The organism is Agrobacterium sp. S7/73, assembly GCF_019355535.1.
GTDB lineage: Bacteria > Pseudomonadota > Alphaproteobacteria > Rhizobiales > Rhizobiaceae > Agrobacterium > Agrobacterium tumefaciens.
Map to the genome: position 1 here is coordinate 390,738 of NZ_CP072136.1, position 21,732 is coordinate 412,469.

20 protein-coding genes are annotated in these 21,732 nt (G+C 58.6%); 10 read left to right on the top strand and 10 right to left on the bottom strand.

Features of this window, described 5'->3' with window-relative positions; translation table 11 throughout:
* Positions 1-30 precede the first annotated feature (30 nt).
* The 5 genes from J5276_RS01700 to J5276_RS01720 form a co-directional block, all read right to left on the bottom strand.
* On the bottom strand, positions 31-867 hold the full coding sequence (locus J5276_RS01700) for a carbohydrate ABC transporter permease (RefSeq protein ID WP_003504003.1): 837 nt from the start codon (positions 865-867) through the stop codon (positions 31-33).
* Positions 867-1,805, bottom strand: coding sequence for a carbohydrate ABC transporter permease (locus J5276_RS01705; RefSeq protein ID WP_112154328.1), 939 nt, complete (start codon positions 1,803-1,805; stop codon positions 867-869). Before J5276_RS01705 ends, J5276_RS01700 begins: the two co-directional genes overlap by 1 nt.
* Entirely contained in the window at positions 1,805-3,136 is a 1,332-nt protein-coding gene (locus J5276_RS01710; protein ID WP_003514099.1) for an ABC transporter substrate-binding protein, read from the bottom strand. Before J5276_RS01710 ends, J5276_RS01705 begins: the two co-directional genes overlap by 1 nt.
* 104 nt (positions 3,137-3,240) lie before the next feature.
* Positions 3,241-3,897, bottom strand: a complete 657-nt coding sequence (locus J5276_RS01715; protein WP_003504009.1) for a GntR family transcriptional regulator — start codon at positions 3,895-3,897, stop codon at positions 3,241-3,243.
* Between the two features lie 21 nt (positions 3,898-3,918).
* Positions 3,919-4,803: a dihydrodipicolinate synthase family protein gene (locus tag J5276_RS01720; protein ID WP_111783468.1), complete on the bottom strand. Its 885-nt coding sequence runs from the start codon at positions 4,801-4,803 to the stop codon at positions 3,919-3,921.
* Between the two features lie 281 nt (positions 4,804-5,084).
* On the opposite strand from J5276_RS01720, the gene J5276_RS01725 reads away from it, so the two are divergent.
* From J5276_RS01725 to rutF, 7 genes are all read left to right on the top strand, one after another.
* Positions 5,085-5,696 (top strand): biliverdin-producing heme oxygenase, encoded by a 612-nt coding sequence (locus tag J5276_RS01725; protein WP_112154327.1) that lies wholly within the window; start codon positions 5,085-5,087, stop codon positions 5,694-5,696.
* 464 nt (positions 5,697-6,160) lie between these two features.
* The gene (gene rutA / locus J5276_RS01730) at positions 6,161-7,252 is read left to right on the top strand and encodes a pyrimidine utilization protein A (protein WP_003504013.1); all 1,092 of its coding nucleotides are present in this window, start codon (positions 6,161-6,163) and stop codon (positions 7,250-7,252) included.
* A complete protein-coding gene (rutB, locus tag J5276_RS01735) occupies positions 7,249-7,989 on the top strand; it encodes a pyrimidine utilization protein B (RefSeq protein ID WP_003514094.1) in 741 nt (246 codons plus the stop codon). The genes rutA and rutB overlap by 4 nt, the downstream gene beginning before the upstream one ends.
* 26 nt (positions 7,990-8,015) lie before the next feature.
* Positions 8,016-8,402: a pyrimidine utilization protein C gene (gene rutC / locus J5276_RS01740; protein WP_003492069.1), complete on the top strand. Its 387-nt coding sequence runs from the start codon at positions 8,016-8,018 to the stop codon at positions 8,400-8,402.
* Positions 8,403-8,416: 14 nt separating this feature from the next.
* A complete protein-coding gene (gene rutD, locus J5276_RS01745) occupies positions 8,417-9,208 on the top strand; it encodes a pyrimidine utilization protein D (protein WP_162632860.1) in 792 nt (263 codons plus the stop codon).
* Between the two features lie 17 nt (positions 9,209-9,225).
* Positions 9,226-9,816 carry a malonic semialdehyde reductase gene (locus tag J5276_RS01750; RefSeq protein ID WP_112154326.1) on the top strand — a complete coding sequence of 197 codons (591 nt, stop codon included), beginning with the start codon at positions 9,226-9,228 and terminating at the stop codon, positions 9,814-9,816.
* A gap of 26 nt (positions 9,817-9,842) precedes the next feature.
* Positions 9,843-10,367: an NADH-dependent FMN reductase RutF gene (gene rutF, locus J5276_RS01755; RefSeq protein ID WP_013636774.1), complete on the top strand. Its 525-nt coding sequence runs from the start codon at positions 9,843-9,845 to the stop codon at positions 10,365-10,367.
* 175 nt (positions 10,368-10,542) lie between these two features.
* Here the strand turns inward: rutF and J5276_RS01760 are convergent, their stop codons facing one another.
* The 3 genes from J5276_RS01760 to J5276_RS01770 all read right to left on the bottom strand — a co-directional run bounded on the left by J5276_RS01760 (position 10,543) and on the right by J5276_RS01770 (position 15,642).
* The gene (locus J5276_RS01760) at positions 10,543-11,976 is read right to left on the bottom strand and encodes an NAD(P)(+) transhydrogenase (Re/Si-specific) subunit beta (protein WP_003514086.1); all 1,434 of its coding nucleotides are present in this window, start codon (positions 11,974-11,976) and stop codon (positions 10,543-10,545) included.
* Positions 11,977-11,995: 19 nt separating this feature from the next.
* Positions 11,996-13,570: a Re/Si-specific NAD(P)(+) transhydrogenase subunit alpha gene (locus tag J5276_RS01765; protein ID WP_111783495.1), complete on the bottom strand. Its 1,575-nt coding sequence runs from the start codon at positions 13,568-13,570 to the stop codon at positions 11,996-11,998.
* Positions 13,571-13,758: 188 nt separating this feature from the next.
* Entirely contained in the window at positions 13,759-15,642 is a 1,884-nt protein-coding gene (locus tag J5276_RS01770; RefSeq protein ID WP_003514082.1) for an MFS transporter, read from the bottom strand.
* 508 nt (positions 15,643-16,150) lie between these two features.
* Here J5276_RS01770 and J5276_RS01775 point away from each other — a divergent pair.
* On the top strand, positions 16,151-17,185 hold the full coding sequence (locus J5276_RS01775; RefSeq protein ID WP_003514078.1) for an aspartate-semialdehyde dehydrogenase: 1,035 nt from the start codon (positions 16,151-16,153) through the stop codon (positions 17,183-17,185).
* Between the two features lie 215 nt (positions 17,186-17,400).
* A complete protein-coding gene (locus J5276_RS01780) occupies positions 17,401-18,216 on the top strand; it encodes a lytic transglycosylase domain-containing protein (protein WP_038492118.1) in 816 nt (271 codons plus the stop codon).
* A gap of 167 nt (positions 18,217-18,383) precedes the next feature.
* Here the strand turns inward: J5276_RS01780 and J5276_RS01785 are convergent, their stop codons facing one another.
* Together J5276_RS01785 and pdxY are read right to left on the bottom strand one after the other, a co-directional pair.
* The gene (locus J5276_RS01785) at positions 18,384-19,025 is read right to left on the bottom strand and encodes a carbonic anhydrase (RefSeq protein WP_003514071.1); all 642 of its coding nucleotides are present in this window, start codon (positions 19,023-19,025) and stop codon (positions 18,384-18,386) included.
* Positions 19,026-19,099: 74 nt separating this feature from the next.
* A complete protein-coding gene (gene pdxY / locus J5276_RS01790; RefSeq protein WP_026330745.1) occupies positions 19,100-19,975 on the bottom strand; it encodes a pyridoxal kinase PdxY in 876 nt (291 codons plus the stop codon).
* A gap of 270 nt (positions 19,976-20,245) precedes the next feature.
* Here pdxY and J5276_RS01795 point away from each other — a divergent pair, with 270 nt between their 5' ends.
* Positions 20,246-21,706: a phosphatidylserine/phosphatidylglycerophosphate/cardiolipin synthase family protein gene (locus J5276_RS01795; protein ID WP_112154325.1), complete on the top strand. Its 1,461-nt coding sequence runs from the start codon at positions 20,246-20,248 to the stop codon at positions 21,704-21,706.
* The last annotated feature ends 26 nt before the right edge of the window (positions 21,707-21,732 follow it).

The following is a 21,732-nucleotide window of genomic DNA, read 5'->3' on the forward strand; positions in this document are numbered from 1 at the left end:
TTTTGGTTCCCGTATTTTTAATTGGTTGATTCAGCCGCCCTTGACGGCGCCGGCGGTCAGGCCCGCCACGATCTGTTTCTGCGCGAACATGGTGAGCAGCAGCACCGGCAGCGTCACGATCAGCGCGGCTGCGGCAAGCGGTCCCCAGCTCACCTGTTCGAAGGACAGCATGTTGTAGACCGCCACCGGCAGGGTGCGCGTTTCACGGCTGGCCAGCACGATGCCGAAGACGAAGTTGTTCCACGAGAAGATGACCGCGAGGATAAAGGAAACGACGATGCCGGGCTTGGCAATCGGCAGGGCCACCAGCCGGAACACCTGCCAGGAGGATGCGCCATCGATGCTTGCCGCTTCTTCCAGTTCCTTCGGTGTGGTTTCGAAATAACCGATCATGATCCAGACCACGATCGGAACCGTCACCACGAGATGGATGATGATCTGCGGCCAGAGTGTGCCGAGCAGGTTCAGCCATTGGAACAGCAGGAATAGCGGAATGAGGAAGGAGAGGCCGGGCGTCATACGGGCGATCATGATGACGACAGCCGACTTTTCCGCCTTTAGCCGGGCGATGCCGTAACCGGCAGGCACGCCGATCACCAGCGCCAGAATGGTGGCCGCACCGGTGACGAGCACCGAATTCCAGAAATAGAGGAAGAAATTATTCTCCTCGAACACCTTCACATAGTTCGACCATGCGAAACGCTCGGGGATGAGGATCGGCGGATAGGCGCCGTTGTCGATTTCATATTTCAGCGATAGCGAAATCATCCAGATGAAGAACAGGATGACAGGCGAAATCATCACCAGCGCCACGAAAAACAGGCCGATGCGGTCGAGGTTTTTACGTTTGAGCAATTGGCGAGCCATCAGCGATCCTCCATCTCGTTCCATTGCGCACGCTGGCGCACCATCAAAAGCACAAAGGACAGCGCCACGATGATGATGAAGAAGACGACGGCCATGGCCGAGCCGTAACCGATGTCGTAGTAGGAAAACGCCGTGTTATAGAGGTAGATGTTGATGGTTTCCGAGGCCGTGCCAGGGCCGCCCTGCGTCATCGCGTAGATGATGTCGAAGCTTTTGACGGCATCGATGGAACGGATGATGACGGCGATCATCAGGAACGGCGCGATCATCGGCATGGTCAGGTAACGAAACTTCTGCCAGGCGTTGGCACCGTCGATTTCGGCGCTCTCATAGGGTTCGCGGGGTACTGCAGCCAGTCCGCCGAGCACGATCAGCATGACGAGCGGCGTCCACTGCCAGGTTTCCACCAGCACCAGCGAGGGGATGACGGTGGACTGGTTGTAGATCCATTCCAGCGGTCCGATATGGATGAAGGACAAGAGATAGTTCAGAACGCCGAGCTGCGGGTGGAACATCATGGTCCAGACGAGCGCGATGGCGACCGGGGTCGCCATCATCGGCATCACGAACACGCCGCGCAGAAAACCGCGCAGCGGAAACTGCGCATCGAAAACCAGCGCCGCCAATGCTCCCAGAAACAGCGGAGCGACGACCGACAGCACGGTATAGATGAGGGTGTGCCAGAGCGATTCCCAGAACCTCACGTCGCTTGCGAGCCTTATATAGTTATCGAAACCGATAAAGCTCTGCTCCTGTCCGAGCGTCCAGCGATGCACGCTCATCCACAGGGTGAAGACCCACGGAAAAACGATCACCGCCGAGATGACGACAAGTGCCGGTATGACGAAAGGCCAGTAGTTGGGAGCAAGCCTTGCGGGCCTGCTCCCTTCTTTCCGGCTGACGCCTGTTTTGGTGTTTTCGATGCTCACGGAGGCCATTATCCCTCGCTACGCGCCAGAACGGGTGCGAACTGTTCCGTCGCTTTTTTCAGCTCAGCTGCCGGGTCGGCGCCGCCGATCATGTTGGTGAGGCCGACGCCGTAGATGTCGCGGAATTCCGTGACCGGAATGATGACCGGCAGGGCAAGCTGCGAGACCTTGCCGGAACCGACGACCGCATCCAGCCAGGCGGCCGGCATCTTCACGCCCTCACGCACCTTCTGGTCTTCGAGGATGGACTGGCGGAACGGAACGCCTGCACCCGCCTGCAGCAGGCGCGCGCCCATGTCGTGCGAAATCGCCCATTGGCAGAAGAGGTAGGCCGCTTCCTTCTTGCTGCTGGCTTCGACGACACCGAGGCCATCGCCGAAGGTGCCGGCCGCCTGTACTGCCGGGCCCTTCGGCATGACACCGTAACCGACCTTGCCGACAACGCGGGATTTTTCCGGGTTTTCGATCGGCGGTGCAAAACCGACGCCATCGAACCACATGCCGATCTTGCCCTGAAGGAAGGCAGACTGCGCTTCGGCCCAGTTGAAGCCGGAAACGCCGGGAGGGGCGGCTTTGGTCATCAAGCGTTGATAGAGTTTCGCGGCCTCGACCGCTTCCTTGGATTCGGTGTCGACCTTTCCGTCCGCCCCGATCGGCTTTGCGCCGTAGCCCAGCATCAACGAAGTCCAGACCGGGGTGTTGGCATTTTTCAGGCCGCGGGCGACGAAACCGTAGGTGTTGGTTGCGGGATCGGTGATCTTTTCCGCTGCCGTCACCAGTTCCTCGAAGGTCTCAGGGTATTTCAGGCCCTTGGCTTCGAAGAGTTCCTTGTTCCAGTAGACGATCCAGTAATCCACCGAGAATGGCAGCGAGCGCAGCACGCCGTCGCTATCCTTGGCAAACAGCATGCCGGCTTCGGCAAAATCCTTTTCGACGAGGGACGGATCGGTCAGCGACGGGTCCTTCAGGAAGCCGCTGATATCGGCCAGCCACTTGCCTTTTTCGAACTGTCTCTTCTGCACGTGGTAGCTCAGATGAACGACGTCGAAGCTCGGCTTGCCGGAGGAAAGCTCGATTACCACCTTCTGGCGCTGCTGCTGTTCAGGCGTTGCTTCGGCATTGACCTTGATGCCGGTCAGTTCCTCGAATTCGCCCAGATATTTGATCAGCGTTTCGCTGCGCGGGCTTTTGACCAGGTTGACTTCAAGCGTGGTGCCGGCGTGTTTTTTCCAGTTCACCGCCGCCGATGCGGGGCGGATGCCGAGCACCGCGCTGCCACCGATCGCTGCCGTGCCTGCCAGAAAGGCGCGACGCGTGGGGTTGAGCAATGAATGCGTCATATCAGTTCTCCTCCAGTTAGCCGGAAATTCTCCTCACCTCCGGCTTGTTGCTTATTTTCATGCAATTCCGGCCAGGACCTTTCTTCTGCCCTACCGGAATTGCCCTATACTGCCAGCGCCCTGTCCCTTGCGTTGCGGATATGGGCGGTCAGCCGCTCCACGGCGTCTTCGACAGATCGCTTCTCAATGGCTTCGAGAATGGCGAGGTGTTCTTTCATCACCGATTTGACATGGCCTGCGATGCGAAAGCGCTCCTGATTGATGAGGCGCATCTTGATGGAATTGACCCTGTAGGCGTTCGAGATGATCGAATTGCCGAGGCTATCGATGAAGGCGTCGTGCATGCCCCAGTCCACCTGCTGCGCGTGCTGGTCCAGCTCCGGCGATTCCCCACCGTTTTCCGTCGCCTCGACGATATCGCGGTGCTGTTTCAACAGCTTGGCGATGGTCTCGTCCGAGGCCGAACGCGTAAAGAGTGCCACGGCCTCCTTCTCGAGAAAGATCCGGAACTGGAACGCCTCGCGGATGAGGTTGATGTCGATATGGGCGACCTGCAATCCCCGCTGCGGCACGGTCTTGATCAGACCTTCCGCCTCCAGCCTCGGAATTGCTTCCCGGATCGCGCCCAGCGGCAGACCCGTCAATTCCACGAGGCGGCGTTGCGAGATGAATTGCCCAGGGCGAACGTCGCGCGAGAGAAGGTGATGCGTAAAGCTTTCATACGCCCGTTCCCGCAATGTCTGTTCGCCGGTATCGTCCATGCTCAACCTTTCAAGGTCTGTTCAGGCGGCCTGTTTGCGAAACAGCGCGTCGAATGCGCCTTCGATCTGCCGCCGGCCCTCCGGTGAAATGGCAACGAGCGGCGCGCGCACATCAGACCAGATATTTTCCCCAGTCGTGTGTGATACCAGCACCTTGACGGCGGGCGTAACCGGAAATTTCAGAAGTTCCACAACAAGATCGACGATGCGCGCATCGTCCTTGCCGTCAACGGCCATGGCGCGGACTTCCTGCGTCAGGAAATTGGCAACGCCGGAGATGGCTCCCTGACCGCCCAGGCGAACGCCCTTGGCCAGATCACGCTCATCGCCGATCAGAATTGCGAGATCGCCGTGTTCTTTCAGCAGGCGCTCTGTGTGGCTCCAGTTGCCTGAGGAGTCCTTCACGCCGGTGACGATGCCCGGAAACGCTTGTCTCAGCCGCCCCACCAGTTCGACCGACAGTGTTACCATGGTCACGGAAGGGATGTTATAGACGAGAATGTCGCGCGCGCCCTTGCCGATCTTTTCGAAAACCGCCGAGAACCAGGCAAACAGGCCGTCATCGCTGACATTCTTGAAATAGGATGGTGGGGCCAGAAGAATATTGCGGGCACCTGCGTTCAGGGCCTCGGCAGATTGGTCGGCCGCATCTTCGATGGAATCCACGAGAACGCCGGTGACCAGACGGGAAGGCGCAATGCCTGCCTCAATGAAGCGGGAGAGAATGAACTGCCGTTCGCGGCTGCCGACGGAGCATCCCTCGCCGGTGGTGCCGAAGAGTGTCACGCTGTCGCAACCATTTGCAAGGCAACGGCGGGCATGCGCGATCATGGCGTCTGTATCGACGGTTCCGTCAGTTTTGAAAGGGGTCGTCAGTGCTGCCGAAAGGCCGAATTTCTGGGTCAATTAAGATGCTCCTCCAAGGTGGCTGCAGATTGATGGCACACTGACATGTTAGTTGTAAAGCGGTAATTACAGAATGATTGTTCGGGAGGCTGGAACGGGGGGAATTGGCTTCTAAAGCTGCCTCAGGATCTGTGTTGCGCCCGGTGGGGGCATGGAATGTTTACACCGGTTTACGCGAATGCCATTTTTTAGCGATGCACAGGAAAAATGCTAAAATAAATTTGACTGTTTAAGTAAAGATTTTTATCAGGCAATCTGAATATGGGATAAAGGGAAGCGTCATGACCATTGTCGAGCCATCAGCGCCTGTGGAAGAGATCGAGCAGAGCCGCGTGAAGCGCCTGAGGGCTGCCACGCGTGGCGCGCATGGTGGTCTCGATACTTTCATCATGGCAGCGAAGCCGTTCGAGAGCCGGGAGAACTTCGGCAAATTCGTGGAAACGCAATATCTTTTCCATCGGGACCTCGATGCGTTTTTCTCCAATGAAACGCTTGATGGCCTGCTGCCTGATCTTAAGGGTCGTCGCCGTCTCTCCATGATAGAGCAGGACCTTGCCGATCTGGGACACGCCATTCCTGAAACAAACGAGCCGCGCTTTACCAGCGAAACGCCGTTCGATCTACCTGAGGCCATGGGCTGGCTTTATGTGGTCGAAGGCTCGAACCTCGGCGCGGCTTTCCTTCTGAAAGATGCAGCCAGGCTTGGCCTCACCGAAGAATTCGGCGCGCGCCATCTGGCCGGCGCTCCGGAAGGGCGCGGCCTGCATTGGCGTACCTTTACGGCCGCGCTCGATGAAATTTCGCTGACCATCGAAGAAGAGGAGCGGGTCGTCGCCGGCGCCGAAGCCGCCTTCAGGGCCGTGCATGCCTACGCGCAGCAACGCCTCGGTTGAAGTTTTGGCATAGCTTGTCGCTGGTTGTCTTCACAGCGCGTGAAATGCCTCGTTGCACATTCGTGCTGACCTCGTCTTAGCATCCTCACGCCGTCACCCCGGGCTTGGTCCGGGGTCTAGTGCGATCAAGTGCTTGATCGCGTGGAGCTCTATTGGCGGCGCGGACGGGCCGCGGCTGGATACAGGATCAAGTACGGCGTGACGGAGGAGTGGTTTTCGGCTGTCGTGCAACGCTTCAGAACCACTGTGAGAGCCGCTCATTTCCCGCACATTGCGTTCGATATTTGCCGAATAAACAGGCATATTAATTTACCAAATGATAAAATTTTTATCTTTTGGTAAAAAGAAATTCGCCTCCAAAAAATTATCCAATTGATAAAATTATTTTTTTTCGTCTGGCACGGAACCTGCTACTCTTTCTTCAAATCAGGAAAACGCCTGATGCCAAAAAAGGGAACAGCAAGATGGAAGTTGGTGTTTTTATACCGATCGGGAATAATGGGTGGCTCCTTTCCGAGAACGCGCCGCAATACAAGCCAAGCTTCGACCTGAACAAGGAAATCACGCTGAAGGCGGAAAAATACGGCTTCGATTTCGCGCTGTCGATGATCAAGCTGCGCGGCTTTGGCGGCAAGACCGAGTTCTGGGACTATAATCTGGAATCCTTCACCCTGATGGCGGGCCTCGCCGCCGTGACCTCCAAGATCAAGCTGTTCGGCACCGCGGCCACGCTGGTCATGCCGCCGGCCATCGTTGCGCGCATGGCGACGACGATCGATTCCATTTCCGGCGGGCGTTTCGGCATCAACCTTATTACCGGCTGGCAGCGTCCTGAATACAGCCAGATGGGCCTTTGGCCGGGCGACGATTATTTCGGTGATCGCTATGAATATCTCGGCGAATATACCTCCGTGCTGAAAGAGTTGCTGACGGAAGGGCAGTCGGACTTCAAGGGCAAGTTCTTTCAGATGGATGATTGCCGCATGAAGCCGGTGCCGCAGGGGGATGTGAAGCTCATCTGCGCCGGTTCCTCCAATTCCGGCATGGCGTTTTCTGCCAAGTTCGCCGATTACAGCTTCTGCTTCGGCGTCGGCGTCAATACGCCAAAGGCTTTTGCACCCACCAATGAGCGACTTCTGGCGGCAACGGAAAAGTCTGGTCGCGAGGTTAAATCCGTCGTGCTGACCATGATTCTCGCGGAAGAAAAATCCGAGGATGCCTGGGCGAAGTGGGAGCATTACAAGGCGGGCGCGGATGAGGACGCGATCAAGTGGCTCGGCCTGCAGAGTTCTGTCGACACCAAGTCCGGCTCTGATACCAATGTCCGGCACATGTCCAATCCGGTCTCGGCGGTCAACATCAACATGGGAACGCTGATTGGCTCCTATGAGGAAGTGGCGGCGATGCTGGATGAAATGAGTGAAGTGCCGGGAACGGGTGGCGTGATGCTGACCTTTGACGATTTTCTCGAAGGCGTCGAAAAATTCGGCAAATATGTACAGCCGCTGATGAAGAGCCGCCAGCATGTGCTGGCCGAACTGGAGGCAGCGGAATGAGTGAAGCCGTCGTGGCGGGTTACAAGGGGCCGGAAAGCCGTTCGGAAAGTGTCACACTTCCCGCAAGGCCGGAGCCGATTACCCTCAAGCCCAGCGAGACCGCCGTTGTCGTGGTCGACATGCAGAACGCCTATTCGACCGAGGGCGGTTACGTCGATCTTGCCGGGTTCGATATTTCCGGCGCCAAGGGCACCATCGCCAACATCAAGAAGACGCTGGATGCAGCGCGGGCGGCGGGTGTTCAGGTCATCTATTTCCAGAATGGCTGGGACAAGGATTATGTCGAGGCCGGTGGGCCGGGTTCGCCCAACTGGCACAAGTCCAACGCGCTGAAGACGATGCGCAAAAGGCCGGAATTGCAGGGCCAGCTGTTGGCCAAGGGCACATGGGACTATGCCATCGTTGACGAGTTGCAGCCCCAGCCCGGCGATATCTTGGTGCCGAAGACGCGTTACAGCGGTTTTTTTAACACCAATATGGACAGCGTCCTGCGCGCCCGCGGCATCCGCAATCTGGTGTTCGTCGGCATCGCCACCAATGTCTGCGTCGAAAGCTCGCTGCGCGACGCTTTCCATCTCGAATATTTTGGGGTGATGCTGGAGGATGCCACGCATCATCTGGGCCCGGACTACATCCAGCAGGCGACGGTCTACAATGTCGAGAAATTTTTCGGCTGGGTGGCAACTGTCAATGATTTCTGCGGCGTCATCTCGCAGGCCGCACCCGTCAGGGATTGATCCCCAAACACAAAGAGGAGAATGAAATGCCGAAGAAGATCGTCGTGCCTGCCGGTACAAGCAAACCCATCGCCCCTTTTTCGCCGGGAACCCTTGCCGATGGCGTGGTTTACGTTTCCGGAACGCTGCCATTCGACAAGGACAATAATGTCGTGCATGTGGGCGATGCCAGCGCCCAGACACGCCATGTTCTGGAAACCATCAAATCCGTTATTGAGACCGCCGGCGGCACGATGGAGGACGTGACGATGAACCACATCTTCATCACCGACTGGGCGAATTACCAGGCCGTGAACACGGTCTATGCCGAATATTTCCCCGGCGACAAGCCCGCGCGTTATTGCATCCAGTGTGGCCTCGTAAAGCCTGATGCACTGGTGGAAATCGCCACCGTCGCACATATCGGCAAGTAAGGCGAAACGGCAAAATGATGCATTTCGAGGTTCATGGCCGGGCCGAGCCTGAGGCGCCCACTATCCTGCTGTCATCGGGGCTGGGTGGATCGGGCGCCTATTGGGCGCCGCAGATCGAGGCCCTTTCCAGCCATTTCCGGATCGTTACCTATGACCATCGCGGAACTGGCCGGACCGGCGGCGAGGTGCCGGCAGATGGCGGCATATCGGCGATGGCCGATGATGTGCTTGAGATCGTCTCGGCGCTGAACCTCGAAAAATTTCACTTCATGGGCCATGCGCTTGGCGGTCTGATCGGACTCGATATCGCGCTTCGCAAGCCAGGCCTCATCGAAAGGCTTGTTCTTATCAATGCCTGGAGCAAGGCCGATCCGCATTCCGGGCGCTGCTTCGATGTGCGGATCGAGCTTCTGGAAAAATCCGGTGTCGAGGCTTTCGTGAAAGCCCAGCCGCTGTTTCTTTATCCGGCGGCCTGGATGTCAGAGCATCAGGAGCGGCTGGCACGTGACGATGCGCATGGCGTCGCGCATTTTCAGGGCAGGGCGAATGTGCTTCGGCGCATCGCGGCGCTCCGGGCCTTTGATATCGACGCGCGCCTCGGCGAGATCGGCAATCCGGTTCTGGTAGTGGCAACCAAGGACGATCTTCTGGTGCCCTATACCCGGTCGCTGCGTCTTGCGGAAGGTTTGCCGCAAAGCGAGCTTTTCCTTCTCGATTTCGGAGCGCATGCGGTCAATATCACCGAGTCTGACCTTTTCAACGCGCGGCTTTTGCAGTTTCTGCTACCGGCAACACAAACATTCTGACGGGATTTGAGAGTAAAATGACGAGAGCATTGGACGACGCTGCATTGGCAACACTTTTCACCGAGGCACGCACCCACAACGGCTGGACGGACAAGCCAATCGGGGATGAGACGCTGACAGCGCTTTATGACCTGACGAAGATGGGGCCGACCTCGGCCAATTGCTCGCCGGCGCGTTTCGTTTTCGTGCGCAGCCCGGAAGCCAAGGAAAAATTGAGGCCGGCGCTTTCTTCGGGCAATCTGGAAAAGACCATGGCAGCACCCGTCACGGTCATCGCTGCCATCGACAGCGAATTTTACGAGAAGCTGCCGGTGCTGTTTCCCCATGCCGATGCGCGTTCCTGGTTCACCTCCAGTGCGGCGATGGCCGAGGAAACGGCATTCCGCAATGCCACGCTGCAAGCCGGTTATCTCATCCTTGCCGCCCGCGCGCTCGGGCTTGATACCGGAGCCATGTCCGGTTTCGACAAGGGAAAGGTGGATGCGGAATTTTTTGCGGGTACGACGTGGAAATCCAATTTCCTCATCAATCTTGGTTACGGCGATCCGTCGAAGCTGTTCGACCGCCTGCCGCGACTTGCGTTCGAAGACGCCTGTGTTCTGGCTTGAGGGCCTGTTAAGGAAGGATGGTTTAGATGCGGATGATGTCTCTTGAAAAGGAAGCGGAAATGGAGACGAAGACTGCACAGGAACGCAGCCTCGATTATAGAAATGCAATGGCGCGGCTCGGTGCGGCAGTCAACATCGTCACCACGGACGGTGCGGCAGGCCGTGCGGGATTTGCAGCGACCGCCGTTTGCAGCGTTTCCGACAATCCGCCCACGCTTCTCGTCTGCCTCAACCGCGGCTCTTCCGCTTATAATGTGGTGAAGGGCAATGGCGTCATCTGCGTCAACACGCTTGCTTCCAAGCACGAGGTGCTGAGCACCCTGTTCGGCGGCAAGACACCGGCGGAAGAACGTTTCGCTGCCGGAAGCTGGGGCGTGCTCGAAACCGGCGCGCCTGTTCTGGAAGACGCACTGGTCTCCTTCGATTGCCGCATTCGCGAGGCACATGATGGCGGCACGCACGATATCCTGATCTGCGATGTCGTCGATATGAAGATCAATGAGGGCGACGAAGCACTGATGTATTTCAACCGGCGTTACCGGGTGCTTTGAGAGCGGTCTCTGCGGCCGGTTGATACCCTTAACTCACGATCAGCTATTTGCGCGCCGTCATCCTCGGGCTTGTCCCGAGGATCTGCAACCGGGACAAGCCCGAGGATGACGGCGGAGCTTTCTTTTAACGTCAGTAAGAAGGGCGTTTCCGGTCTCCCGGAAACGCCCTTTTTCATTACTTGATCAGCGGCAAAAGATCGTTGATCGACTTCTTCGCATCGCCGTAGAACATGCGGGTGTTGTCCTTGTAGAACAGCGGGTTCTCGATGCCGGAATAGCCCGTGCCCTGGCCGCGCTTGGAAACGATGACCAGTTTGGATTTCCATACTTCCAGAACCGGCATGCCGGCGATGGGCGAGTTGGGATCGTCCTGTGCCGCCGGGTTGACGATGTCGTTGGAGCCGATGACGATGACGACGTCGGTATTGGGGAAATCGTCGTTGATCTCGTCCATTTCCAGCACGATGTCGTAGGGCACCTTTGCTTCGGCGAGCAGCACGTTCATGTGGCCGGGAAGACGACCCGCAACCGGGTGGATGGCGAAACGCACGGTCTTGCCGTCGGCGCGCAGCTTGCGGGTCAGTTCGGAAACGGCCTGTTGTGCCTGTGCCACCGCCATGCCGTAACCGGGCACGATGATGACGCTGTCAGCGTCGTTCAGCGCTGATGCCACGCCTTCGGCATCGATTGCCACCTGCTCGCCCTCGATTTCCATCGCCGGACCCGTCGTGCCGCCGAAGCCACCGAGGATGACCGAGATGAAGGAGCGGTTCATGGCCTTGCACATGATGTAGGACAGGATCGCACCCGAGGAGCCGACAAGCGCACCGGTAACGATCAGGAGATCGTTGCCGAGCGTGAAGCCGATGGCGGCCGCCGCCCAGCCGGAATAGCTGTTCAGCATCGAGACGACGACAGGCATGTCTGCACCGCCGATACCCATGATCAGGTGATAGCCGATGAAGAAGGCGGCAAGCGTCATCAGCACCAGCGTCCATGCGCCAGCACCGTTGCAATACATGATGAGCAGGACGAGCGATAGGATCGCGGCACCGGCATTGAGGACGTGTCCGCCCGGAAGCTTCTTCGCCTTGCCGTCCACCTTGCCGGCAAGCTTGCCGAAGGCGACGACGGAACCGGTGAAGGTGACGGCGCCGATGAAGACGCCGAGGAAGACCTCGACCTTCATGATTGCCAGTTCTACCGGCGTCTTGTGGGCGAGGAGGGCGGAAAAGCCTGTCAACAGGGAACGCGCCGTCTCATCGAGCGAGGCGACATGCGCTTCCTCGATATGGGCGTTGAAGCCGATGAAGACGGCGGCCAGACCGACAAAGGAGTGAAGTGCTGCAACAAGCTGCGGCATCTCGGTCATCTGCACGCGGTTTGCGACGAAGTAGCCGAGAACGGCGCCACCCGCCAGCATCAGAAGTACGATGAACCAGTTGCCGACATCAGGTCCGAAGACCGTGGCGACAATGGCAAGACCCATGCCTGTTATGCCGTACCAGACGGCGCGCTTGGCGCTTTCCTGCCCGGAAAGACCACCGAGGGAGAGGATGAATAGAACGGCTGCGGCAACATAGGCCGCGGAAACGATACCAATGGTCATTATGTGTCCCCTACACGGCTCAGGACTTCTGGAACATGGCGAGCATGCGCCGTGTCACAAGGAAACCGCCGACGATGTTGATCGTCGCGATCAGGACGGAAAGTGAGGCAAGGATCACCACCAGCCAGTTGCCGGAACCGATCTGCAGCAGCGCGCCGATAATGACGATGCCGGAAATCGCGTTCGTCACCGCCATCAGCGGCGTGTGCAGCGAGTGGCTGACATTCCAGATGACGGAGAAGCCGATAAAGCAGGCGAGCACGAAGACGATGAAATGGCTCATGAAGCTTGCCGGCGCGTAAAGGCCGACGAGAAGCAAGGCCGCCGTACCGATGACGAGCAGACCGACTTGGCTTTTCGTCTGCGCCCTGAACTCGGCCCGTTCCTTGGCGTGCTTTTCCTCAGGCGTAAGCTCTTTTGCTCGTTCCTTGGGTTTCTGCGCGGCGATGGCCTGGATCTTCGGTGGCGGTGGCGGAAAGGTGATGTCGCCCTGATAGGTGACGGTCGCACCGCGGATGACGTCGTCTTCCATGTTGTGAACGACCTTGCCGTCCTTTGCGGGCGTCAGATCGGTCATCATGTGACGGATGTTGGTGGAATAGAGCGTTGAGGCCTGCGTCGCCATGCGGCTCGGGAAATCCGTATAGCCGATGACGATGACGCCATTGTCCGAGACGACGCGCTGGTCGGGCACCGTGAGATCGCAATTGCCGCCGCGCTCGGCGGCGAGGTCAATGATGACCGAACCCGGCTTCATTGCCGCTACCATGTCCGCCAGCCACAGCTTCGGGGCGTCACGGCCGGGGATCAGCGCCGTGGTGATGACGATATCGATCTGCGGTGCCAGCTCGCGGAATTTCTCAAGCTGCTTTTCGCGGAATTCCGGCGACGAGGGGGCGGCGTAACCGCCGGTCGCTGCGCCATCCTGGCTCTGGTCGGCGAAATCGAGATAGACGAATTCGGCGCCCATGGATTCGATCTGTTCGGCCACTTCCGGGCGCACGTCGAAGGCATAGGTAATGGCGCCAAGCGAGGTTGCCGTGCCGATGGCGGCAAGACCGGCAACGCCGGCACCGATGACCAGCACCTTGGCGGGCGGCACCTTGCCGGCGGCAGTTACCTGACCGGTGAAGAAGCGGCCGAAATTATTGCCGGCCTCAATGACGGCGCGATAACCCGCGATGTTGGCCATGGAGGACAGCGCGTCCATTTTCTGGGCGCGGGAAATGCGCGGCACCATGTCCATGGCGATGACATTTGCGCCCTTTTCCTTCGCCTGCTCCAGAAGGTCCTTGTTCTGTGCGGGATAGAAGAACGAGATCAGCGTCTTGTCCGAAGACAGGCGATCAATCTCCGACGTTTCCGGCGGACGAACCTTGGCGATGATGTCGGCACCGGTATAAAGCGCATCGGCGCTATCGACGATGGTGACACCGGCTGCGCGATAGGCGTCGTCGGAAAATCCCGCCGCCTTGCCCGCGCCTGTTTCGAGGATGCAATCATATCCGAGTTTCTGCAGGCCTTGCGCGCTGTCGGGCGTCATGCCGACGCGCGCCTCGCCATCATATAATTCCTTAGGCGTCCCGATTTTCAAAATGGCTCTCCCTTTTCCGCACGATAGGGCGTCATAGCCTATTTCGAGCGTTTTTGTCTTGTTTTTGGCGGTTTCTACCTGCGGCGGATTGACAGCCTGCGAAAGGCCAGTTCGGGCACTGGCGGTACTGCGGCAATAAAAAACCCGGCGCGTCAGCGCCGGGTCTCTATCGTCGGGAGCGAAACCGCTCACTCCATGGTGTGGATGTCGCGATCCTTGGTTTCCGGCAGGAACAGCAGGCCGATGACCAGCGTGATGCCTGCGAAAACGATCGGGTACCAGAGGCCGTAATAGATATCGCCCTTCGCCGCGCTCATCGCAAAAGCGGTGGCGGGCAGCAGGCCGCCGAACCAGCCGTTGCCGATATGGTAGGGCAGCGACATGCCGGAGTAGCGGATGCGGGTCGGGAACAGTTCGACCAGCAGGGCCGCAATCGGGCCGTAGACCATCGTCACGTAGATCACGAGGACGGTCAGGACCGCGATGATGACGACCCAGTTCACGGCAGCCGGATCGGCGACCATGGCGAAGGTACCACCACCGGCAATGCTGTAGACGGCCATTTCCGCCGCTCCGGCGGTCTCGGCCGGCGTCAGCAACTTGTCGGCCACCAGCTTGTCGGTCGCCACCATCTTCTTGTCGGCTGCGCGAACGGCTTCCGCATTGAGGTTGAGTTCCGGGTTGGCGGCAATAAAGGCATCCAGTTTAGCGTCCGGCACCTGTGCTACGCCGCGCACCAGCGGGTAGCCGCCGTCATGCAGCGCGATGTTGACCTGTTTCTGGAAGGCCCTGTCTTTTGCGGCAGCATCCGCACCGGCTGCGATTGCGTCGTAGCTCGCAATGGTGGCGTCGCCGATCTTGACGCTTGCCGGCGTTCCAGCCGCTCCAGCAACGACGTCATAGGGAACGGAGTTGCGTGTCAGGAACGAGGTGGCGATATCGCAGGATGTGGTGAATTTCGCCGTACCTGTCGGGTTGAACTGGAATTTGCAGTCGCCCGGAGCAGCGGTCACGGTGGCGCGAACGCTGGCCTGCGCTTGCGCCAGTGCCGGGTTGCCCGCCCATGTGAGCGCCTTGAACAGCGGGAAGTAGGTCAGCATCGCGAGAACGAGACCCGCCATGATGATCGGCTTGCGGCCGATCTTGTCGGAAAGCCAGCCGAAGAGCACGAAGAAGCCCGTGCCGAGGATGAGGGCCGCCGCGACCATGATGTTGGCCGACTGGCCGTCCACCTTCAGAATGCTCTGCAGGAAGAACAGTGCATAGAACTGGCCCGTATACCAGACGACGGCCTGACCGATGACGGCGCCGACGAGGGCAAGCAGGGCGATCTTTGCGTTTTTCCACTGGCCGAAGGCTTCGCTGAGCGGTGCCTTGGAGGTCTTGCCTTCTTCCTTCATCTTCTTGAAGGCAGGAGATTCGTTCATTTTCAGACGAATCCAGACCGATACGCCAAGCAGCAGAACCGAAACGAGGAAGGGAATACGCCAGCCCCAGGCGGCGAAGGCTTCCTTGCCGAGTGCGAACTGCACGCCGAGAATGACCATCAGCGACAGGAAGAGGCCGAGCGTCGCCGTCGTCTGGATCCATGAGGTGTAATAGCCTCTGCGACCGTTGGGCGCGTGTTCGGCCACATAAGTTGCAGCACCGCCATATTCGCCGCCAAGCGCCAGACCCTGAAGCATGCGCAGGATGATCAGGATGATCGGGGCTGCGATGCCGATCTGCGATGCACCGGGCAGGACGCCGACGAGGAATGTCGAAACGCCCATGATGAGAATGGTGATCAGGAAGGTGTATTTACGGCCGACAATGTCGCCGAGACGGCCGAACACCAGGGCGCCGAAGGGGCGCACGAGGAAGCCGGCGGCAAATGCCAGAAGCGCGAAGATGTTACGTGTCGTTTCCGGATATTGGCTGAAGAAGTTCGCGCCGATATAGATCGCGAGCGAGCCGTACAGATAAAAATCGTACCATTCGAAGACTGTTCCGAGAGAAGAGGCGAAAATCACCTTCTTCTCCTCACCCGTCATGGGACGGGCGGCGCCGCTCACGGCTGCTACGTTTGCCATTGTCTGTCCTCCACAGATGTCAAATGAGCGCATTGCAGAGCCCTGTCTCTCCTCCGGACTCCCCCGTAAGGGTGCAATGCGCGTAATGTTAGAGTGACAGAAAATTAACCCCAATGAGAGCGATGCTTTCGGATTATGACTTTAGTCTAATGCATAACGTGCAAAAATGTCGCGAGGTGGCATTTGCGCTTGTGCGCCGGGTCGCTCGCAACGTGCCTTTTTTCTTGACACGAACACCAAACCTTCTAATAGCTTCTCGCGAAGAAGGAGCATCACCTTGCGCAGGCATGTTGCAGACATGATTGTCATGGAAGGACCGGCACAATCCGCCGGCGATGATCCGCGTCTTTCTTATTCTATCCGAATTACGGCCAAAACGACGATTAAAACCGTCTGACGTCTCTGGCCACCGCTCTCTCCCCGGTTTGGCTGGGGATCGAGGAAGCCGCAATGCGATGCGGGTTCCCCACCTCACCCAAAAGAGGAGAGACAGAAAGAGAGCTTGATCATGGGTTTCAAAGTTGCAATTGTAGGCGCCACCGGCAATGTCGGTCGCGAAATGCTCAACATCCTGGCCGAACGTGGTTTTCCGGCAGATGAAGTCGTGCCGCTCGCTTCCTCCCGCTCGCAGGGCACGGAAGTCTCCTATGGCGACCGCACGCTGAAGGTTTCCAACCTCGAAAACTACGATTTTTCCGACACGGATATTTGCCTGATGTCGGCCGGCGGCGAGATTTCCAAGAAGTGGTCGCCGAAGATCGGCCAGCAGGGTTGCGTCGTCATCGATAACTCGTCTGCATGGCGCTACGACCAGGACGTTCCGCTGATCGTTCCGGAAGTCAATGCCGACGCGATCTCGGGCTTCACCCGCAAGAACATCATCGCCAATCCGAATTGCTCCACGGCCCAGCTCGTTGTCGCGCTGAAGCCGCTGCATGACTTTGCCAAGATCAAGCGCGTCGTTGTCTCCACCTACCAGTCCGTTTCCGGCGCTGGCAAGGAAGGCATGGACGAGCTGTTCCAGCAGACACGCGCCGTCTTCGTGGCCGATCCGGTCGAAACGAAGAAGTTCACCAAGCGCATCGCCTTCAACGTCATCCCGCATATCGACGTCTTCATGGAAGACGGCTATACCAAGGAAGAATGGAAGGTTCTGGCCGAAACCAAGAAGATGCTCGATCCGAAGATCAAGGTAACCTGCACGGCCGTGCGCGTTCCTGTTTTCATCGGTCATTCGGAATCGGTCAACATCGAGTTCGAAAACGAGATCACCGCCGATCAGGCGCGTGATATCCTGCGCGAAGCGCCGGGTTGCCTCGTGATCGACAAGCATGAAGATGGCGGCTACATCACCCCGGTTGAATCCGCCGGCGAGGATGCGACCTATATTTCGCGTATCCGTGAGGATGCGACGGTTGAAAACGGCCTCAACATCTGGGTTGTTTCGGACAATCTGCGCAAGGGCGCTGCCCTCAATGCCATCCAGATCGCCGAACTTCTGGTCAATCGTGGTCTCATCAAGCCCCGCAAGGCGGCGGCTTGATACGATTTTTTAAGGTTCGTTAAGTATAACCCGTCTGTTCTGTGTGGGGCAGGCGGGTTTTCCAATTGGCTATCATCACGGCCAGTTTATTTGCAGGCCTTGCTGCCAAAAGGCAATTTAGGCGGCCAAAAAGCAATTTGGCACCCGAGCCCATACAGCAGCGACGTTTTGGTTCTCGGGATAAATTCCCCAAAGGATATCGAAGGCAGATTTTGATGCGGGCAATGAAGGCAATTCTGGCTGGTGTGGCCATGGTCTCGGTTTTGGCGGCGACGCCGGTTGTGGCTGCGCAATGCGGCAACACTTCGGCAGGGTTCGACGCCTGGGTCGGTGCCTTCAAGCAGGAAGCGGCGAGCCGCGGTGTCAGCGCCTCGGTGCTTGATCGTGCCTTCTCCGGCGTCTCCTACAATCAGGCGACCATCCGCGCCGATCGCGGCCAGCACAGCTTCAAGCTGTCCTTCGACCAGTTCATGCAGAAGCGTGGCGGCCAGACGATCATCTCGCGCGGCAAGACCATGAAGAAGAACAATGCGGCTCTCTTCGCCTCGATTGAAAAGGCCTATGGTGTGCCGGCCGGCCCGCTGCTCGCCATCTGGGGCATGGAAACCGGATTTGGCGGCTTCATGGGCAACCAGCACACGCTGTCCGCCGTGGCGACGCTTTCTTTCGACTGCCGCCGTTCGGATTATTTTACCGAGCAGCTTTATGCGGCCCTGAAGCTCGTCGGCAGCGGATCGCTGAACGTTAACGCCAAGGGTGCTGCCCATGGCGAAATCGGCCAGACGCAGTTCCTGCCGTTGAACGTTGTGCGCTACGGCGTGGATTTCGACCGCGACGGACGCATTGATCTCGTCGGTTCGCGCGCCGATGCGCTGGCCTCCACGGCCAACTTCCTTGTCGGCCACGGCTGGCAGCGCGGTGCGGGTTATCAGCAGGGGCAGACGAATTACGCGGCCATTCAGGGCTGGAACGCTGCAAGCGTTTATCAGCAGGCGATTGCGTTTATCGGCAAGGCGATTGACGGCCAATAAGGCCGCTTTATCCCAATTGGAACGTCCACTTCCGTGATGCCGGACTAGTTCTGGCATCCAGTCACGGCGCGTCTGCGCCGTGAAAAAACCCTAAGCAATCAAAGACTTGATCGCGCTTGGCCCCGGATCACGTCCGGGGTGACGAAGCTTTGAGAAGGTTTCGACAATCACAGGTCCGGGCGGCGAAAGTCGCCCGTTTTGCCGTCCATCACCCACAATTCGCCGGTCGAGATATCGAACCAGGCGCCATGCAGCTTCACCTTGCCGGCGGTTTCCTGCGCCTTGACGAAGGGGAAGCCGCGCAGGTTGGCGATGGAGTTGCGAATGGAAACGCGCTCCAGCGCCGTCTGGCGCTCGGAAGCGGTCATGACGTCGTTGCTCTGGATCTGCTCGGCGGCGGATTTCACCATGTTCATCCATTTGCCGATGAAGTCGCCGGGTGACAGAGGTTCAAGATTGGGGTCGAGTGCGGCCTGAATGCCGCCGCAGCGGCCATGGCCCATGACGACGATGTCCTTCACCTTCAGAACCTGCACGGCATATTCGATGGCGGCTGATGTGGCGTGGTACTGACCGTCAGGCTCAAAGGGCGGCACCATGTTGGCGACGTTCCGCACGACGAAAAGTTCTCCCGGTCCGCAGTCGAAAATCGTTTCCGGCGCCGAACGGGAGTCACAACAGGCAATGAACAGGGTCTGCGGTTTCTGTCCGGTATCAGCCAGAACGCGGTATCTTTCGCGCTCGTCGGCATAGCGGCCGCTCATGAAGTTCTTGTAGCCGTTGAGAAGGTTTTCCGGAAAATCTTTCATCTATCGCAGTACCGTTGTGCTTGGACCAAGATCAAGAGAAGAACTCGGTGCGTTGAAGACCAATCCTTTAGCCGCTATTTGCGCTTGCTGCGCGAAGGATGCAAGAGATGGCGCATCTGCACCATCGCCATGGGTGTGGAGAGACTTGAAGAATCCGTCTCCAGCGTCAATTCGTTCATGTCGCGTTTTTTGGTTCGCGCCAGAATTTCGAACACGCTGGCGGTGGCCAGTTGCAGCGCCTTCTCGTCGTCCATGCCTTCCAGCAGCCGGGCAAGGAACAGCGCCGCCATCAGGTCTCCGAGACCGTTCGGTGCGTCTTCTATGGCGCGGTGTTCCGCCATCAGCGCGTGCCGGCCGCTCAAATAGAGATTTCCCGTGCCGCCCGCCATCATCGACACGGCTGAGGTGACCAGCATTTTCGGCGGGCCGAGTGCGAGCGCGGCATCCATGATGGCATTGTTGGTCTCAAGCTCGGCGCCGCTCATCCAGGCCAGTTCATAACGGTTTGGCGTGGCGACGGTGGCAAGCGGAATGAGGTGATCGCGGATGGCTTCGGCAGTCTCAAGGGGAATGTATAGTCCGCCCAGATCGCCCATGACCGGGTCACAGGCATAAATCAGCGACGGGTTTTTTTCCTTGAGATTGCGGATCAGCCTTGCGACGGAGCGCACCTGCGCCGCGCTGCCGAAATAACCGGTCAGGACAGCCTTGACCTCGCCGATCCATTTGGCGTTTTCGAGGTCGGTCATGGCCTTGTCGAAGTCGTCGTCCTGAAAGCGCATCCGGGTGGACGGGCCATGGCCGGGGTGCCAGGGCAAAACGATTGTGGGCACCGCCCATACCGGATAGCCAAGGGTCTCCAGCGCGAAGACTGCGGCACGGTTGCCGACCGATCCACGCATGACGTGGCTGGAAATGACGATGACGGCGCCCTGGGTATTTTCCTGCATCACGGCCTTCTTGCTTTCAAACGCCACAGAAGCCCGCAAGTGCCCCTGCTCACAGATCAAGATGCGCTCTCATGACATATCGCATCGTCACTTTCCACCGTTAATCCCGCAAGGGTCTATCCCGTAAAACGATGGGCGTCCGGTCTTCTTGGCCTTTCCGGTGCCGGTCCGTTATTGCGGGATCGGCGAACTGCCCTACCTTTTTGTTTACGCATCGGGTTTTCCCAAAACCGCGGTACACTTTTCGGCACGATGCCCTATAGTTGCATCATGCTCGATCTCGTCATCGCCTATTGGCCTCATATCCTTGCCGCTCTTTCCATTTTGATGGGAACCGTGGCGGCCGTACATGCCACGATGACGAAGGAAGAGGTCCGCTCCGCGCTTGGCTGGGTGGGCGTCATCGTTCTGTCGCCGATCGTCGGTGCAGTCATTTATGCGATTGCCGGCATCAACCGGATTCGCCGGTCCAGTATCAGGCAGCAGCGGTCTTTCATGCAGGACGAGATCATGGATCGCGTGGCGCGCCTGGATGCGAGCGGCGAGGTGATTGCCGCGCGGTTCGGACGCCGTTTCGAGGCGATGAAGACGCTCGGCGACCGGGTGACGCGCCACGCACTGACGACCGGTAACCGCATCGAGCCGCTTGTCACCGGCGACGCGGCCTATGCCGCCATGCTGGAGGCGATAGGCGAGGCGAAGCGGTCGATCATCCTCGAAACATATATTTTCGACAATGACAGGATCGGCGCCCGTTTTGTCGCGGCGCTGGAAAGGGCGAAGTTCCGGGGCGTGGAGGTGCGGGTGCTGGTGGATGCCGTGGGCGCGCGCTATTCCGTGCCGAGCATCCTGCCGACGCTCCGGGAAAAAGGCATCGTTGCCGATGTGTTCAACGGCAATGTCATCATGGGGCTGCGGCTGCCCTATGCCAATCTGCGCACCCACCGCAAGATCCTCGTGGTGGACGGGCGCCTCGCCTTTAGCGGCGGCATGAATATCCGCGAGGGCTTCACCCTTGAATTCGGCGGCGAAAAACAGGCGCACGACACTCATTTCAAGATCAGCGGGCCGGTTGTCTCTGATTTTTTCTCGATTGCGGCGGAGGACTGGAGGTTCACGACGGGGGAGCTTCTGCACACGCCGGTCTGGGATATCGCCATTCCCGATGGTGTGCCGGGTTCACAGCTCGTTGCGCGCGTTTCCTCCTCGGGGCCGGATAAGAGCATAGAGACCAATCACAAGATGCTGATGGGGGCGTTTTCCGTTGCTCGCTCCTCCATTCTCGTCATGTCGCCCTATTTTCTCCCCGATCGGGAGCTTATTTCAGCGCTCATTACCGCAGCGAGGCGGGGAGTCGTGGTGGATATCATCGTGCCGCAAAGCAACAATCTGGTGCTTGTGGACAGGGCGATGACGGCGCAATTCGACCAGATGTTGAAGAATTACTGCCGCATCTGGCGGGCGACAGGGCCCTTCAATCATTCCAAGCTTCTGGTGATCGACGAGCGCTGGAGCTACATCGGTTCTTCCAACCTGGACCCTCGTTCATTGCGGCTGAACTTCGAAGTCGATCTGGAAGTTATGGATGAGGAATTCGCCGCGACCATCGGAAACCGCATCCGGGAAGCACGGGCAACCGCTTTACCCGTGCGACTGAGCGAACTGAATGCGCGGCCATTCGTTGTCCGTTTTGTGGAGCGCGTCCTGTGGCTCGCTTCGCCGTATCTTTAGAGCGCCATGCGTCGGAAACGCTCTAA

Coding starts and splice junctions, on each gene's coding strand:
- J5276_RS01700 (WP_003504003.1), bottom strand. CDS start 867: ATGGCTCGCCAATTGCTCAAACGTAAAAACCTCGACCGCATCGGCCTG.
- J5276_RS01705 (WP_112154328.1), bottom strand. CDS start 1,805: ATGGCCTCCGTGAGCATCGAAAACACCAAAACAGGCGTCAGCCGGAAA.
- J5276_RS01710 (WP_003514099.1), bottom strand. CDS start 3,136: ATGACGCATTCATTGCTCAACCCCACGCGTCGCGCCTTTCTGGCAGGC.
- J5276_RS01715 (WP_003504009.1), bottom strand. CDS start 3,897: ATGGACGATACCGGCGAACAGACATTGCGGGAACGGGCGTATGAAAGC.
- J5276_RS01725 (WP_112154327.1), top strand. CDS start 5,085: ATGACCATTGTCGAGCCATCAGCGCCTGTGGAAGAGATCGAGCAGAGC.
- rutA (WP_003504013.1), top strand. CDS start 6,161: ATGGAAGTTGGTGTTTTTATACCGATCGGGAATAATGGGTGGCTCCTT.
- rutB (WP_003514094.1), top strand. CDS start 7,249: ATGAGTGAAGCCGTCGTGGCGGGTTACAAGGGGCCGGAAAGCCGTTCG.
- rutC (WP_003492069.1), top strand. CDS start 8,016: ATGCCGAAGAAGATCGTCGTGCCTGCCGGTACAAGCAAACCCATCGCC.
- rutD (WP_162632860.1), top strand. CDS start 8,417: ATGATGCATTTCGAGGTTCATGGCCGGGCCGAGCCTGAGGCGCCCACT.
- J5276_RS01750 (WP_112154326.1), top strand. CDS start 9,226: ATGACGAGAGCATTGGACGACGCTGCATTGGCAACACTTTTCACCGAG.
- rutF (WP_013636774.1), top strand. CDS start 9,843: ATGCGGATGATGTCTCTTGAAAAGGAAGCGGAAATGGAGACGAAGACT.
- J5276_RS01760 (WP_003514086.1), bottom strand. CDS start 11,976: ATGACCATTGGTATCGTTTCCGCGGCCTATGTTGCCGCAGCCGTTCTA.
- J5276_RS01770 (WP_003514082.1), bottom strand. CDS start 15,642: ATGGCAAACGTAGCAGCCGTGAGCGGCGCCGCCCGTCCCATGACGGGT.
- J5276_RS01775 (WP_003514078.1), top strand. CDS start 16,151: ATGGGTTTCAAAGTTGCAATTGTAGGCGCCACCGGCAATGTCGGTCGC.
- J5276_RS01780 (WP_038492118.1), top strand. CDS start 17,401: ATGCGGGCAATGAAGGCAATTCTGGCTGGTGTGGCCATGGTCTCGGTT.
- J5276_RS01785 (WP_003514071.1), bottom strand. CDS start 19,025: ATGAAAGATTTTCCGGAAAACCTTCTCAACGGCTACAAGAACTTCATG.
- pdxY (WP_026330745.1), bottom strand. CDS start 19,975: ATGCAGGAAAATACCCAGGGCGCCGTCATCGTCATTTCCAGCCACGTC.
- J5276_RS01795 (WP_112154325.1), top strand. CDS start 20,246: ATGCTCGATCTCGTCATCGCCTATTGGCCTCATATCCTTGCCGCTCTT.